Genomic DNA, 16,110 nt, shown 5'->3' with positions numbered 1-16,110 from the left:
CTATATACATTATAACGCTTTCTCATGCTAGTACATCTAATGCTATAAATCATAACTAAAGATAAAGGAACAAGATTTCTATTTTTTATGGTTCCAAATAATCCTTTAATTTACGGCTCCGACTTGGATGTCTAAGTTTTCTAAGGGCTTTGGCTTCAATTTGACGAATTCTTTCTCTTGTTACCTGAAATTCCTTACCAACTTCCTCGAGAGTGCGTGCTCTGCCATCGTCCAGTCCAAATCTTAGACGAAGTACTTTTTGTTCTCTGTCTGTTAAAGTTCCTAGAACATCTACCAGTTGTTCTTTTAACAAAGTAAATGCAGCAGCTTCCGCAGGCAATGGTATATTATCATCCTGTATAAAGTCACCAAGATGACTATCTTCTTCTTCTCCAATAGGAGTTTCAAGAGATACTGGTTCCTGTGATATTTTTTGTATTTCTCTTACACGTTCCACAGGCATATTCATCTCTTCTGCAATTTCTTCAGGGAATGGTTCCCTGCCTAATTCCTGCAATAGTTGTCTCTGTACACGAATTAATTTATTAATCGTTTCAACCATATGGACAGGAATACGTATCGTACGGGCTTGGTCAGCAATCGCTCTTGTGATTGCTTGTCTAATCCACCAGGTAGCATAGGTACTGAATTTAAAACCTTTCCCATAATCAAATTTCTCTACTGCTTTAATTAAACCTAAATTGCCTTCCTGAATTAGATCAAGGAATAACATACCACGTCCAACATAACGTTTTGCTATACTTACAACGAGTCGTAAGTTCGCTTCTGCTAATTTCTTCTTAGCATCAATATCTCCCTCTTCCATCCTTCTTGCCAGGACAATTTCTTCTTCAGCACTTAAAAGAGGTACTTTACCAATCTCTTTTAAATACATCCTAACAGGATCTTCAATGCTAATCCCTTCTGGAACAGAAAGATCAATGGATTCTAAATCTTCTTCCTCTTCATCTAAGATAATATCTTCATCTACATCATCTTCATCCTCTGGAATATGAAGTACATCCACACCATTAGTTTCCAGATATTCATATATTTTTTCATATTGCCCAATATCTAAATCAACATCTCCAAAAAAATCATTAATTTCCTGAAGTTCTAGAACATTTTTCCTCTTCCTGGCATAAATCAGCAATTCACCTAATTTTTCGGAAAACTTTAGCATATTTTCGTCCATAGCAATCCATCCTTTTCCTAATCTCTTAATATTTTATCCATCCTTTAAAGAAATATGCAATTTCTGTAACTTGGCCTGTTCCTTAATAATCTGCTGTAATTCATTTAGATCCTTTACATTCTTGCTTGCGTCATCTAAACTGTATTTCTTAATACGAAGTATTGTCTCATTTAATGCTTTTTCCTTATCAGGTAAACTTATTTCTTCACGGAAACCAGAATTAAATAAAGATGCCACTTCATTCTGCTCTTCTTTACTTTCAAATTGATTTATAATCTTAGCAGGGGTAACTGTTCCTGTATTTTCAAACTGTTTATATAACATATCCGCAACTTTATAGTATAATGGATCCAAAAAATCATTTGGTGTAATAACAGACTTCACTTTTGAAAATAAATTTAAATCACTGGTTATCCATGTAAGGAGTATCTTCATAGATTCTTTTACGCTGTCTTCTGGATATCTTTTCTTCTTCCTCACATCAAAAGTCTCATTATTCTCTATTATTTCACCGGCGATCAATCTGGCCCCATAGCGGTTTACTAATTTTCTTAAATTATCAAATCCAATATTATAACGGTTTGCAATCGCTTCTATATAATTATTTCTTTCAATTTCTTCTGTAAATACTAATAATTTTTTCCCAATTTCATTATAGAATTTTGTTTTATGCTCTGGATCAGATAAATCATAGTTCTTCTCTAATACATCTATTTCAAAATAGAAACTGTTCCTTGCCTCCTCAATTCTCTTTTGAAATTCTTCTGCCCCCAATGCCTTTATAAATTCATCCGGGTCTTTATATGGTCTCATGTCAATTACTTTTGTAGATAACCCTGCTGCTTTAAGTATTGGAATCGCACGAAGGGCAGCTTTGGTTCCGGCTTCATCACTATCATAAGTAATAAGTACCTCATCCGTATAGCGTTTTAACAGGTTTGCCTGTAAACCGGTAAATGCTGTTCCAAGAGATGCCACAGCATTAGTAAATCCAGCCTGATGGAGAGCGATTACATCCATATATCCTTCACAGATGAGAATATTCTTCTTTCTGGAAATCCTTGCAAAATTTAACCCATACAAATTACGGCTTTTATCAAATAATTTTGTTTCTGGAGAATTTAAATATTTGGGTAATCCATCTCCCATTACACGGCCGCCAAAACCGATGACTTTATTATTCACATCCATGATTGGAAACATGACACGATTCCAGAATTTATCAAAAACACCCTTTTTCTCGTCCATAGTAATAAGTCCTGATTCTTTTAACGTAGAATCATCATAGCCTAATCCTCTAAGGTACCGATATAAGTCATCACTAAATTTATTGGAATATCCAAGTCCAAACTGCTTTATTGTTTCTTCTGATAATTGTCTGTTTTGTAAATAATCTAAAGCAATTTTTCCTCCTGGGGTTTTTAATTGATAATAGAAATATTTTGCTGCTTCTTTATTAATATCTAATAATTTACTTTTTAAATCCGCCTGTCTTCTTGCTTCAATAGAATACTCTTCTTCTGGAAGCTGTATCCCGGCCCTGCCTGCCAAAAATTTTAGTGCTTCCACAAAAGTGTAGTTCTCATATTCCATGATAAAAGTAAAGGTATTCCCTCCAACGCCGCAACCAAAGCAATGATACATCTGCTTTGACTGACTTACGGAAAACGAGGGAGATTTTTCACTATGAAAAGGGCATAAGCCCATATGATTGCTTCCTTTTTTTTGTAGCTTTATATAACTGGATATCACATCTACGATATCATTTCTTTGTCTGATTTCTTCCACTAAATCTTCTGAATAAAACATTTTTAATCCCCCGTAACCTAAAAGTTACCTAATGCTGTTGATAATAAATAATAGAATATCTTAATATATACTCCAAGAGGATGGTATTACAATTTCTTTATACTTGGCAATTGCATAGCGGTCTGTCATTCCTGCTATATAATCACATACGACTCTCTCTAAAGATTCCCCTTTTTTATCAATTAAATGTATATATTCTTCTGGTAGTAACTCTATATGATGCTTATAATGTTCAAATAACTGTATCAATAAATTCTCTGCTTTCTTTTCCTGGCCTTTTGCTCTTGGATTACTATATACACTTGTAAACATGAATTTTCTTAGGTTCAGCATCGCTTTCTCAATTTCAGGAGACATGCTGATTTCATTTTTACCCTCGCTTTGAATGACAATGTCATGAATTAATGTATCCAGTCTTTCTCTTGGACTGTGACCTAATACATCCGTATATTCTTTTGGTATCTCTTCTTCGGTAATAATATGTCCACGAATTGCGTCATCGATATCATGATTAATATATGCTATTTTATCAGACAAGCGAACAATCTTTCCTTCTAAGGTATTTGGCTTTCCAACCGTCTGATGATTCAATATCCCATCTCTGACTTCTTTTGTTAGATTCAGTCCTTCTCCATGTTTCTCCAAAAATTCTACAACTCTTATACTTTGTTTATGATGCTCAAATCCTTCAGAACATATACTATTTAATGCACGCTCTCCAGCATGTCCAAAAGGCGTATGCCCTAAATCATGACCCAGAGCAATTGCTTCGGTTAAATCTTCATTTAAACGCAGTGCTCTGGCTATCGTTCTTGCATTCTGAGACACTTCTAAAGTATGAGTTAATCTTGTCCTGTAATGATCTCCTTCTGGTGCAAGAAATACCTGGGTCTTATGTTTTAACCTGCGAAACGATTTACAATGCAAAATCCTGTCACGATCTCTTTGGTAAATGGGACGAATATCACAAGGAGATTCATAGACATCCCTGCCTAAGGAATTGTCACTAAAAGAGGCGTATATACAATAATTCTGATGTTCTCTCAACTCTTGCTTTTCCCTAAGACTTAATCCTTTTTCTTCATCAATAATTTCTTCAATTTTATTGAGTTCATTAATGATAGCCTGTCTATCTTTGTTATTCATCCTTATCCCCCACTTCCCTAAAAAAATAGCCTGCTGTTATTATCTTATTACACACAGACAGGCTATTTCCTTTTTTTATTTTTTATGTTATTATTTTCGGCATTTTGTAGCGGATGGACAATCATCACGACCACAATTACAGAACTTTCCCTTTTTCATATCTTTTGCTTTTTTATATATTATAAATCCTGTATAAAGTACAATCAGAACAACAATGATTATTTCTGCCATAATATAAATCCCCCAATCTGATAAATTAGAGTTGTAATCAGCCATGCAACCACTAATGGGAATACAATTCCAAATGCCGTCCATTTTGCTGACTTTAACTCTTTCTTCATAGTAGCTACAGCCGCTAAGCAAGGAGTATAAAGAAGGGAAAATATCATAAGGGCATATGCATTTAATGCTGTAAATCCATCATTAGCCAGAAGTTCCAACAGGCTGTTCATACCGGAAATACTTGTTACATTATTAATTCCATATAATACACTAATGCTTGATACTACAACTTCTTTTGCAGCAAATCCAGAGATTAAAGCAACTCCTATCTGCCACAAGCCAAGTCCCGCTGGTTTAAGAATTGGTACTAATAATTTACCAATCATGGCACCAAAACTATCTCCCATATTATCTACCAGCCCAGTCATGCCAATATTGAGTATGAACCAAACAGCAATGGATGCTATAAAGATGGTAGTACCTGCTTTGATCAAATAATCTTTCACTTTTTCCCAAACATAGATCCCAATACTTCTGGCATTTGGTGCTTTATATTCCGGCAGTTCTATCAATAAAGAGATATTCTCCTTTTTTTCACCAATTTTACTCATGATAAAAGCTACCATGATAGCCATTATCAGACCAATGAGATACATGGAATAAGCTGCCATCATGGCATGAGCCCCAAAGAACATCTGGGAAAACAGTACATAAATTGGAAGTTTTGCACTGCATGACATAAATGGTGTGATTAGAATTGTCTTTCTTCGGTCTCTTTCATTTTCTAATGTTCTGGAAGCCATAATAGCCGGCACGCTACAACCAAAGCCCAATAACATGGGAATGAAGGCTTTCCCAGACAGCCCGATCTTACCCATGATCCCATCCATCACATATGCCACCCGTGACATATAACCACTGTCTTCCAGGATAGCCAAAGCAAGAAATAATATAAATATATTTGGGAGAAATGATAAAATTCCACCAACACCTGCTATAATACCATCAATAATCAAAGATGTAACAAATTGACTGGCATTTATCATGCTCAAACCATTTGATACGGTGTCTGATATAAGCCCAAGAGCAATATCAAAACCTCCTTTTAAGAAATCCCCCACCGTAAATGTTAAGTAGAATACAAAAGCCATAATTCCAAGGAAAATTGGAATACCAAGGAAACGGTTTGTCAGGATTTTATCTATCTTGTCTGTTTTCTCTTCTTTCGTAGCTTTGTTAACCAGGACTTCATCAATTATTTCTTCGATAAAGTCATATTTCTGATTAATAATATCTGTTTCATAACTTCTATCAATAATATCGGATAGATCCATTGGATACTTCTTCATGACCTCTTCATCATATTCTAAGAACTTAATAGCATGCCAGCGAACATTTTCCATATCTTTAAATTTCTCTTTTATTCTTAAAGAAATGGTATTAATTTTTTCTTCTATCTCATCATTATAAACTACTACATATTCTTTATGATGCTCTTTCACATGATGGGAAGCCGCATGCATTAGGATATCCAATCCACTCTTTTTTCTTGCAGACACTGGAATAACAGGAATACCTAACATTTCAGGAAGTCTGTGAAGATCAATCTCCATCCCTCTTTCCTCTACAATATCCATCATATTTAAAGCCATAATCACCGGTTTGCCTAACTCGATCAGTTGAAGTGTAAGGTAGAGATTTCTCTCTAGAGATGATGCATCAACAATATTAATGATAACATCTACCCCTTCTTCCAGAATGAACTTTCTGGTGACCTTTTCTTCAATAGAGTAGGAAGTTAAACTATAGATACCCGGGGTATCTATTAATTTATAAATATGATTATGATATCTTGCTGCTCCTTCTTTACGTTCCACCGTAACACCTGGCCAATTTGCAACCTTTAATTTAGCTCCCGTATATGCATTAAAAAGCGTTGTTTTACCACAGTTGGGATTACCTACAAAGCCTATACGTAATTCATCAGACATCTATAATTCCTCCTTAAGGGCTATAGAATCTGCAATCTGTCTTCCTATTGCTAATCTGGTACCTCTTACCTTAAAGATTATTGAGCCATTCTCTTTCTTGTTAAGAATCGTAACCTTCGTACCATCCGTTAACCCTAATGCCTCAAGTCTCCTTTTGGTTATTTGTTCCAAATCAATTTCTTTTACCGTATATGTATTTCCAACCGTACCTTTTAAGAGTGTCATATTCATTCCGTCCTTTGTCTAATTGATAATAATTATCATTACCTTCTAACATTATACGACAGGAAAATATCACTGTCAATAATGAAAGACATATTATTGATTTCATATATCATAAACGTACACCTCTGTCCGCCTCTGGCATATAAGATCAACAATATGTCTTTATTTTAATCTCTTTAAGAATTCCTTCTATCACGTCTTGAATATACGCATCCACAAAAATCCTGACGATATAGATCATATTCCTTTGATAGTTCAACGGAACGTTTATATCCATTTTTCTTTTTAAAATCCGAATTGAGATAGGAAACTTTATAAATTACAGATAATTCATCTCCAATCCCGTTTAACTTTGCTGCATCCTTCATCGGACTAATAGACAGGCTCGTTGTAAAATAATCAAACTGTAATTCTTCAGCTATTTTAGCTGCTTCTTCCAATCGAAGTTTATAACAGGAATAACAACGTTCTCCCCCTTCTGGTAACTGTTCCTTGCCCTTAGCCATAGCGTAAAATTTATCCGGTTCATATATTCCTTCCATAAATTTTACCGGATATTTGGTATTCATTTTCCGGATAAGCATCTTTTGTTCTTCTACCCTTCTATCATACTCCTCCTTTGGAGATATATTAGGATTATAATAGAAAATAGTAATATGAAAATAGTTGGACAAGTACTCTATGCAATAGCTGCTGCATGGTGCACAACAGCTATGCAATAGCAGAGTCGGAACTGTTCCGCTCTTTTCCAGTCCTTCAATCAATTTATCCAATTCTTTTTGATAATTTATATTCATTTTGATTCCTTCTAACAAATGATTACTGTATCAAAGTCTCTCATAACAAATAGTATTTGACACTCTAATCCTATAATATTTTTAACGGGTAATTAGGGTATCACCCATACTTACTATAAGTGATACCCTAATCATTATATACTAATTTTCAATTTATTACATCATGAAATTTACCTAAAAAAGCTTTTGTTCTTTCATTTGCTGAGTTAAATAATTCTTCTGGAGTCGTATCTTCAACAATAACTCCCTCGTCCATAAAAATCATACGGTTAGAAATCTCTCTGGCAAATGACATTTCATGGGTTACGATCACCATAGTCATATTAAGGCTTTTTAAGGAACGTATTACTTTCAAAACTTCTCCTGTTAATTCCGGATCCAGGGCTGAGGTCGGTTCATCAAAGAAAAGTATCTTAGGATTTAATGCTAATGCCCTTGCGATAGATACTCTTTGGGATTGTCCTCCCGATAGCTGATATGGAAAACTCTCTGCTTTGTCGGTTAGACCTAATTTGTCCAGCAGCTCATATGCCTTCGCTTCTGCTTCTGTTCTGGAGATTCCGGCTACATGAATAGGTGCTTCTGTAATATTTCTTAATACATTATAATGTGGGAACAAATTAAAATTCTGGAAAACCAGTCCCGTTTTCATTCTTATTTGCTTTAATACAGGTGATTCTGCATATTTTACTTTATCATTTTCGGTAGATACCATAGTATCCCCATCAACAGTAATCTCTCCAGAGTCAATTAATTCAAGCCGGTTCAAACAGCGAAGTAACGTGGATTTGCCAGAACCGGAAGACCCTATGATAGAGACAATCTCTCCACTGGTGACTGAAAGTGAGATATCTTTTAATACCCGGAGGTTATCAAAACTTTTTTGTAAATTCTTTACGCTTAACACACTCATTTTGCTGCCTCCTATCGATAATAACTCATCTTCTTTTCTGCAAATTCAAAACCTTTGGACACAATAATATTCATTGCAAGATAGAACGCACCAGCCATTACTAATGGCATGGTAGAAGCAGATTGTGACATAGTATCTGTGGCTAATTGGTATAATTCTGCAACTCCTATTACAGATACCAGTGCTGTATCTTTCACTAAAGTCATAAACTCATTTCCCATAGGAGGTAAAATTCTTTTGATAACTTGCGGTAGAATAATCTTTATAAAGGTCTGGCTTTTATTAAATCCAAGTACTTTAGCTGCCTCATATTGTCCTTTTGGCATGGATTCAATACCACCACGGTAAATTTCTGCAAAATATGCAGCATAATTAATGGAACATGTCAGTATTGCTGCATGGAACCTTGGAAGAGTCGTTCCAATCACATAATAAGGAAAGTAAAAGAAGAAGAATAGTTGTAAAATAAGGGGAGTACCTCTCATAATAAGCAAATATAATTTCACAGGTTCTCTTATAATCGCCCACTTTGACATCCTTCCAAAACAAGCCAGCAATCCCAGGGGAAGGGAAAACAGTAATGTTAAAAAGAAAATTTTACCCACCATAGCCGATGCTGTAATCATATATTGTAATAATTTTAATATTGCCTCTGGTGACATATCTTACCCTCTTATTCTACAATTGTAAGGTCTTTTCCAACCCATTTTTCACTGATTTCGGCTAATAATCCTTCTTTTGCCATATCTTTTAAATGTTTATTTACTTCTTCTGTTAAAGCATTCTCACCTTTTCTAAAGCCGATTACATACTCTTCTTCAGAAAGAGTAGTATCAAGAACTTTATATGTACCCTGCTCTTTTTCCACATAATAGCGAGCAACCACTTCATCCATCACGACTGCATCAGAACCACCTACTTTAAGGTCCATAAGTGCCTGAACATTATCATCTACTTTAATCAATTCTTTTAAAGAATTCTTGAATTCTTCATTTTGATCCATTGCATCTGATGCTGTTGAAGCATTTTGAAGCACTACTGTTTTGCCGGCAAGATCCTCTAATGTATTGATTCCACTATCTGTTAAGACTATAGCCACTTGTGTATTCTTCATATAAGGAATACTAAGGGCCATCTTTGATTCTCTGTCAGCGTTCTTTGTAAAGCCATTCCAAATACAATCAATATGCTTTGTTGCCAATTCTTGTTCTTTTGCATCCCAGCTAATTGGAGTGAGCTCTAATTCCACTCCAATTCTATTGGCTACTTCTTTTGCCACATCAATATCAAAACCAACGATTTCCTGGTCATCATTCTTAAATCCCATTGGTGGAAATGCATCATCTAACCCTAATACTAAGCTTCCTTTGTCCTTTATATCCTGTAAAGAGGTATCTGCTTTATTGGCATCACTCTTACCACATCCCATTAGTAGTATAGCCATCATTAAAATCAATACTGATATTTTGGTCATTTTTTTCATAATCATTTCCTCCATTTTTGTTAACATAGTTCAAGTGCCCATGCTTACATGCTCATTTGAATCTCAAGTCAAAGTGGAAAGACTATCTTTATCTCATTCACTCTGTCTTGTTATCAATTTACCATGCTAAACTAGCCATTGATATACTAACATACGAACCATATCTATGTCAATACAAATTCTATCCCATTATTTTATGTGAATGATGGAAAATACGGGGTTTCATACAAAGAAAAAGGTGATCAATATGAGTTATCCACCCATATTGATCACCTTTTTATACTATCTTGATACAAAGTATACATATTGTCCACTTGTACTTAATACACTTTGCCTGTTACCAAGCTGGCTTACTGTTACTTTAGCATTATCCTCCAATGTATATTCAGGAACTTGGATAGTAGAGTTATCCACAAATTCTGACTCAACTAATTTACCATCCACATAAATAGAACTATAAGTGGTAAAATTCTTTCCATGAACTTTTACATTCTCTCCATCCTGCTCCACTAAAGTTATTACAATATCATCAATTCCCATTTTTATATCGGTACGTTCAAATGGATTGGTCTGACCATAAACATATCTTTTTCCATAAAGCATATCATATTGTAATATTTTTAGATTCTTATTATATTTCTTAGAACCCATATTTCTTTGGTGATATTTAATCAATGTTCCATTATCAATTCCTAATTTACTAAAAATAGATGCACTTAACTGATATGCCTGGAGATTTCTATCTTCCTTCGGTAAGTCGAAATTATTCCATATAATATATTCTGTCTTATATATGGACTTGCTCTCTAAGTCTTTCTGATCGATTCCCAAACTTGGTAAATGATCTCCATACAAAACTAGAACTGTATCTTCTTTATAATTAGATAATTGATTTACCAGATCTGCAATAAATTGATCCATTTCATGTATCTGATTTACATAATATTCAAAGGCATGCTTTTCACCTTCGTTATCAATTCCAGAGACTGTAATCGTCTGGTTCTCATCTACAATAGTGTCAGGGTAATTGCCATGCCCCTGGACTGAAATTGTATAGATCAAATCTTTTTCTTCCGTTTTATCTAATATTTTAGTAATTTCTTCTGTCAGCACATCATCTTTCGCCCAGCCGATTGGATTCATAGTAACATTTTTCATATATTCAATGGATGTAAATGATTCAAATCCAAGTCTTGAAAACACCTTATTTCTTCCATAGAAATTACCATTATTATTGTGTATTGCATGTGCCTTGTATCCCAGGTCTTTCAGATCATATGCAACACTCTCACATGTAGTTTCTTTCATGATACTTTTATAAGGGTATTCTCCTGGTCCAAAAAAGTCCATATTCATTCCAGTAATTACTTCAAACTCTGTATTACAAGTTCCCGCACCCACAACAGGTACGCTAAGGTAACCGGATGTATACTCTTCCTTTAATTTTCTGAAATTAGGTATTGGATCTTCCGATAATGAGATACCTTTCACTAGATCCGGATCAAAGAATGATTCTAACTGAACATAAATTATATTTGGCGTTCTTGTTTTTGTGCCTTCTTTGATTGCCAAAGGTGCCTTTGCATCTTTCAATTTTTTTGTTGCAGCCTTTTGTACTGCATAATTACTATAATCCGGGGGCATATTAATACCTCTGTCAACAAAGGTTACAGTGAAACAATAAGGAACTCCATATTGTTTATATGCAAGTGCAATATTGCCAAAATATCTTGATAACATGCCGGATGCCAATGCGGATTTTGTTAAGAAATAAAAACCAACGACACATAAAATAACCATGACAAGATTCCGTCTCAGCTTAATCTTTTCTTTATGTTTTGGTGCAACGATAAAGACAAATACAAATAATGATAATACAATAATTACAGATATATAAAGAAGAATCTGCTGGGAAAGTGATAGATATTTCCCCATGATTGTAAAAGCTGATCCTATTAATGTAAAATCAACTACTGTAAATGGAGTTACACGATATCCCAGCATAATACCATTGGTAATCCCGATTGCCAACCAAAATGTTGATATTACAACAATAGCAAAGGTCCTTCTTTTTACTAAAAATACAAAACATAATGAAAGAAAAATCAGAGTCATATTATAGAGAAATACTTTTGTATGATCTGTCATATATAAAATGCTGGCTGAGAACGTCTTTCTTCCACATATCTCCATGATAAAATTAATCATGAATGCTATCAATATATTAATTGTCAATTGGCAGAATATAATCTTCTTAAATATCTCGCTCGTTTTCTTCTGTATCATCTCAACTCACCTAACTTTATTATTGTTTCAAGCCTCTTTTAATATTCATCTCACGATTACCAACTATAATCCTTCCACTTTAGAAATGAGAGAATTACCGTTGCTAGATCCTGGATAAGTTCAGCTAAAATTCAGATGTGGTTTTAACCACATCTGAATTAAGTTTCACTTTATATTGTAGTTATCAATGATATAATATAGCACTTTTAATTATCGAAGTAAATAGTAAAAATATTAAGAATTTCTGACAATTTTTATACAGTTCAGTCATACAGAAAAATTGAGCTTATGGCGGGACTATAAACTAATTGCTATCAAACTTCTGAACTAATATTTACAAGATTTCGTAACCATTTTTTCTGTTTATAACGCCATAAGCCTAAAAAGAATTTATATATTTCTTCTAGCATTACTAAACCATAAACATAGTAAATTGGTAAATCAAAAAATAATCCACCAAGGAATGCTAATGGTATCCCTATGATCCACACTCCGGAACAATCTAAGAACAAAGCGAATTTCGTATCTCCACCACTTCTTAAAATTCCAACAATATTAACATAGTTGAACATTTTAAAAGGCATATACAATATAAACGCAAGAAAACACCTGCTAATTGCAACTGCAACTTCATCACTTACCGAGAAGATTCCGATGACTGGCCAGCGTATTACAAAGCAAACAACCATCATGATCAAAGTAAAAGTAAATTGTAAGAAAATAAAATTGGAAGCATATCTATCTGCTCTTTTTAATTCATTGGCACCCATTTCATTTCCTAATATAACTGCAGTTGCAGCACTGATTCCCTGGAAAATTACCATTAATACCTGTTCTACTGTCTGCGTAATCGTAATGGAAGCCACTGCTGCATCACCCATTCTTCCATATACTAGTGAATAAATTGTCACTCCTAAGCCCCACATAAATTCATTGGCAATGACTGGTGATACCGTAGTGAAATATTTTTTAATAAATTCATTATTAAATGTAAACATTTCTTTGGGATGTGCCGCAGCTGCTCCCTTTTTCCTGTATACAATAAATAATAAAGCAGAGGTTTCAACAATTCTGGCAATTAAGGTTGCAAGAGCAGCTCCTGCTGCACCTAATTCCGGCGCTCCAAATTTACCAAAGATTAATATGTAATTAAGAATTACATTTACAAAAATAGCTATTATGGTAATTATCACCGGAGTCTTAACTTCATTCACTCCACGAAGCAGCGTTACATATGCATTCGTAATTGCGGTCAATGGATAACTAATTGCAACAATGAGTAAATAAGAAGCACCGATCTCTATTGTATTTGTATCCGGAGTAAATATTCTCATCACTGCCGTTGGTGAAATAATGGCCGGTATTAAAAAAAGAAAGGAAGCACCAACACCTATTAGAAGCGACATACCTAATACTCTTCTGATGTTGGCGATATCTCTTTTTCCCCAATATTGTGCGGTCAGGATGCTGGAGCCGCTAACAACTCCAAATAGTAATAGGGAAAACACAAAAAACACCTTATTTGCTAATCCTACCCCGGATATTGTTGTCTCTCCTAATTGTCCAATCATTACTGTATCAACTAAATTTAATGTTGTATTTAATAACCCTTGTAAAGCAACTGGAATTGTAATTGCGATTGTTTTATGAATAAAAGCCTTATCCTCTGCTATAGTCTTCATTCGTTTTGATATTGTTATCATATAGTTCTTTCTCCTACCTGTTCGTGGGATCTTATGTCCGATTATTCTGGTATAAAACTATCAAAGATAAAATATTTGAAATTTTTTTGACTTTCTACTAAAGCCTCCTGGGATTTAATCGTCCATGCAAAAGCATGTGCTTTATAAACTTTAGTACATATCCAAAATGATAATTTTTTACCGTGAATATAATGATACGCTATAAAGTCAGGCTTCGCAAGGAAATTTAATAATAAATTCTGCAGGAGAAAAAATTGAAACTTATTCCCTTTTTCTTTGTCCTTAAAATAATCCGTAGATAGTTGCCCTCTTAATATATTAGGATGCTTCTTTTTATACCATATTAATCCCAGAGGATTAAAAGATTCAATACAATAAACTCCTCTGTATTTCCTTAAAATTTCATCTGTTTTCTCACAAGTATCCTTTGGATTATATGGAATCTTTAATTCAATAATAAGCGGCACCCTTCCATGAATTAAATCAAGTGCCTCTCTTAGAAGAGGAATTCTTTCCTTTGATCGAAATAATTTTAATTCTTTTAATTCCTCATATGTTAATTCTTTCACCTTTTTATTCACCCCACAAACCCGCTTTAATGAATAGTCGTGGAATACAACTGGTATTCTGTCTTTTGTCAATTGAACATCCAGCTCTATCCCATATCCTTTTATCGCTGCCAATTCAAAAGCTTTTAAAGAGTTTTCAGGAGCATCGGAGAAATTATCATGGAATCCCCTATGTGCATAATATTGCCCCTTAAAGGGCGCAATATCCGGTCTATTCAGCATTCGCGGCATAATTGCTAATAAATAAAGAATAACAATTACTATGAACCCTCCAATAAAATAAAAAATCATACTTAACCTCCATGTCAATCGTCAATATCAAAATTTTCTAAAACCGTTTTCTTTATGGGTTTTACATCCCCATGTTTTACAAAAAACATAGTAGAAAAAGACATTACGGAGAAAACCACCGCATAAGGAAATAAGGTTCTATAGGAGATGTGTTCTAAAAAGAATCCGGAAAGTATTGGTGTGACAGTTTGAGCTGCCATGGAAAAGGTATAATACAAACCTGTATATTTTCCAACATCAGCCCCCTTACTCATCTCCACCACCATTGGATAGGAATTGACATTAATCGATGCCCAGCCAATTCCTGTAAGAGCAAATACAATATTGATCAATGGAGAATAATTGGTAAATAAACTACCGGCTATGTAAGATATGGTGATTAATATAATACCTGTTAATATTGTCTTTTTCCTTCCAATCCTGCTGGAAATAATGCCTATTGGAATATATGATATAATAGCGGCTCCTGTGGCCACCAATAAGTTATTTGCATAGCTTCCACCATGTAAGCCCCAGACTTCTCCTGCATATCTGGAAAATGCTGTTGTAACTGCATTATATGCAGTGAACCACAAAAATATGGATAGCAATAATAAAATTAAGCTTTTTTTCACATCAGCGTTTAAATCCTGATTTTCATCATTATCCAATTCTTCTATTTTTTCAATATTATCTGAATCACTTAATGCCATTTCACTAAGCAGCTTCTTTTCCCTGATTGTTAAAACAAGGACTATCACTGCTGTTACCATTAATAATCCAATGGATATGTACACCGGCAGATAATCCGGACGCACTTCATTATTCACTAATAATTTAATCATGATAAGTGTATAGATACCACCTGCTGCTCCCATTAGGTTAATGATTGCATTTGCTTTACTTCTTAATGGTTTAGGAGTTAAATCAGGCATTAATGCTACTGCCGGAGAACGATAAGATCCCATTCCAATTAATAAGATAAACAGGGCCCCAACAAACAATATAAAGTTATTCCCTTTATCTGCAACCGGAAGAATTATCATAAATATGACAGAAATTAATGTTCCTATAATAATGAAAGGAGTTCGCTTTCCCAATGAAGTATTAGTTTTGTCACTGAGTGCTCCAAAGATAGGAAGCAGGAATATAGCTAGAACATTATCCAGTGCCATTACCGTACCGGTTACCGTCTCTTTCAATCCGAAAGTATTCTTTAGAATTAGTGGAATAACATTATCATATAGCTGCCAAAATGCACAAATTGATAGAAATGCAAGACCCATAAAAAAAGTACGTGTATAATTTAGCTTCATCCCTATACTCCTCCAACCTATAATTTTTTAACCATTTACAAGCAAATGAAATTGCTTATAAAAGCAGTATATCATAAAGTAAAACTTAATTCATCCATGGTTTAAGTCATAGATGAATTTTAATTAAACTTATCTGTCAAAGAGATCAGAAAGCCATTATGAACAATTAGTCAATTGCGAAATTC

General features: G+C 34.3%; 14 protein-coding genes. All 14 read right to left on the bottom strand.

All coding sequences use genetic code 11. The features are described from left to right. Positions 1-85: 85 nt before the first annotated feature. Positions 86-1,195 carry an RNA polymerase sigma factor RpoD gene (gene rpoD, locus EDD66_RS13525; protein WP_123610122.1) on the bottom strand — a complete coding sequence of 370 codons (1,110 nt, stop codon included), beginning with the start codon at positions 1,193-1,195 and terminating at the stop codon, positions 86-88. A gap of 33 nt (positions 1,196-1,228) precedes the next feature. After that, positions 1,229-3,004, bottom strand: a complete 1,776-nt coding sequence (dnaG, locus tag EDD66_RS13520) for a DNA primase (protein ID WP_123610121.1) — start codon at positions 3,002-3,004, stop codon at positions 1,229-1,231. A 60-nt stretch (positions 3,005-3,064) separates the two neighbouring features. Beyond that, the gene (locus tag EDD66_RS13515) at positions 3,065-4,150 is read right to left on the bottom strand and encodes a deoxyguanosinetriphosphate triphosphohydrolase (RefSeq protein ID WP_123610120.1); all 1,086 of its coding nucleotides are present in this window, start codon (positions 4,148-4,150) and stop codon (positions 3,065-3,067) included. 90 nt (positions 4,151-4,240) lie between these two features. Continuing rightward, positions 4,241-4,381, bottom strand: coding sequence for a FeoB-associated Cys-rich membrane protein (locus EDD66_RS13510; protein WP_123610119.1), 141 nt, complete (start codon positions 4,379-4,381; stop codon positions 4,241-4,243). Next, on the bottom strand, positions 4,369-6,363 hold the full coding sequence (gene feoB, locus EDD66_RS13505; protein ID WP_123610118.1) for a ferrous iron transport protein B: 1,995 nt from the start codon (positions 6,361-6,363) through the stop codon (positions 4,369-4,371). Before feoB ends, EDD66_RS13510 begins: the two co-directional genes overlap by 13 nt. Then, positions 6,364-6,588: a FeoA family protein gene (locus EDD66_RS13500; protein ID WP_123610117.1), complete on the bottom strand. Its 225-nt coding sequence runs from the start codon at positions 6,586-6,588 to the stop codon at positions 6,364-6,366. A gap of 176 nt (positions 6,589-6,764) precedes the next feature. Next, positions 6,765-7,385, bottom strand: coding sequence for an epoxyqueuosine reductase QueH (locus EDD66_RS13495; RefSeq protein ID WP_123610116.1), 621 nt, complete (start codon positions 7,383-7,385; stop codon positions 6,765-6,767). 148 nt (positions 7,386-7,533) lie between these two features. Next, positions 7,534-8,298, bottom strand: a complete 765-nt coding sequence (locus EDD66_RS13490; protein WP_123610115.1) for an amino acid ABC transporter ATP-binding protein — start codon at positions 8,296-8,298, stop codon at positions 7,534-7,536. An 11-nt stretch (positions 8,299-8,309) separates the two neighbouring features. Next, positions 8,310-8,960 carry an amino acid ABC transporter permease gene (locus tag EDD66_RS13485; protein WP_123610114.1) on the bottom strand — a complete coding sequence of 217 codons (651 nt, stop codon included), beginning with the start codon at positions 8,958-8,960 and terminating at the stop codon, positions 8,310-8,312. 11 nt (positions 8,961-8,971) lie between these two features. Continuing rightward, positions 8,972-9,781, bottom strand: coding sequence for an amino acid ABC transporter substrate-binding protein (locus EDD66_RS13480; protein ID WP_123610113.1), 810 nt, complete (start codon positions 9,779-9,781; stop codon positions 8,972-8,974). A gap of 282 nt (positions 9,782-10,063) precedes the next feature. Beyond that, entirely contained in the window at positions 10,064-12,067 is a 2,004-nt protein-coding gene (locus EDD66_RS13475) for an LTA synthase family protein (protein ID WP_123610112.1), read from the bottom strand. 314 nt (positions 12,068-12,381) lie between these two features. Next, positions 12,382-13,770, bottom strand: coding sequence for an MATE family efflux transporter (locus tag EDD66_RS13470; protein ID WP_330511220.1), 1,389 nt, complete (start codon positions 13,768-13,770; stop codon positions 12,382-12,384). A gap of 41 nt (positions 13,771-13,811) precedes the next feature. Further along, positions 13,812-14,630: a glycerophosphodiester phosphodiesterase family protein gene (locus tag EDD66_RS13465; protein WP_123610111.1), complete on the bottom strand. Its 819-nt coding sequence runs from the start codon at positions 14,628-14,630 to the stop codon at positions 13,812-13,814. 14 nt (positions 14,631-14,644) lie between these two features. Next, a complete protein-coding gene (locus tag EDD66_RS13460; RefSeq protein WP_123610110.1) occupies positions 14,645-15,925 on the bottom strand; it encodes an MFS transporter in 1,281 nt (426 codons plus the stop codon). Positions 15,926-16,110 lie beyond the last annotated feature (185 nt).

The organism is Mobilisporobacter senegalensis, from assembly GCF_003752155.1.
Lineage (GTDB): Bacteria > Bacillota > Clostridia > Lachnospirales > Lachnospiraceae > Mobilisporobacter > Mobilisporobacter senegalensis.
The sequence above is the reverse complement of the archived record's forward strand: the minus strand, read 5'-3'. Positions and strand labels throughout refer to the sequence as shown.

Coding starts and splice junctions, on each gene's coding strand:
- rpoD (WP_123610122.1), bottom strand. CDS start 1,195: ATGGACGAAAATATGCTAAAGTTTTCCGAAAAATTAGGTGAATTGCTG.
- dnaG (WP_123610121.1), bottom strand. CDS start 3,004: ATGTTTTATTCAGAAGATTTAGTGGAAGAAATCAGACAAAGAAATGAT.
- EDD66_RS13515 (WP_123610120.1), bottom strand. CDS start 4,150: ATGAATAACAAAGATAGACAGGCTATCATTAATGAACTCAATAAAATT.
- EDD66_RS13510 (WP_123610119.1), bottom strand. CDS start 4,381: ATGGCAGAAATAATCATTGTTGTTCTGATTGTACTTTATACAGGATTT.
- feoB (WP_123610118.1), bottom strand. CDS start 6,363: ATGTCTGATGAATTACGTATAGGCTTTGTAGGTAATCCCAACTGTGGT.
- EDD66_RS13500 (WP_123610117.1), bottom strand. CDS start 6,588: ATGACACTCTTAAAAGGTACGGTTGGAAATACATATACGGTAAAAGAA.
- EDD66_RS13495 (WP_123610116.1), bottom strand. CDS start 7,385: ATGAATATAAATTATCAAAAAGAATTGGATAAATTGATTGAAGGACTG.
- EDD66_RS13490 (WP_123610115.1), bottom strand. CDS start 8,298: ATGAGTGTGTTAAGCGTAAAGAATTTACAAAAAAGTTTTGATAACCTC.
- EDD66_RS13485 (WP_123610114.1), bottom strand. CDS start 8,960: ATGTCACCAGAGGCAATATTAAAATTATTACAATATATGATTACAGCA.
- EDD66_RS13480 (WP_123610113.1), bottom strand. CDS start 9,781: ATGAAAAAAATGACCAAAATATCAGTATTGATTTTAATGATGGCTATA.
- EDD66_RS13475 (WP_123610112.1), bottom strand. CDS start 12,067: ATGATACAGAAGAAAACGAGCGAGATATTTAAGAAGATTATATTCTGC.
- EDD66_RS13470 (WP_330511220.1), bottom strand. CDS start 13,770: ATGATAACAATATCAAAACGAATGAAGACTATAGCAGAGGATAAGGCT.
- EDD66_RS13465 (WP_123610111.1), bottom strand. CDS start 14,630: ATGATTTTTTATTTTATTGGAGGGTTCATAGTAATTGTTATTCTTTAT.
- EDD66_RS13460 (WP_123610110.1), bottom strand. CDS start 15,925: ATGAAGCTAAATTATACACGTACTTTTTTTATGGGTCTTGCATTTCTA.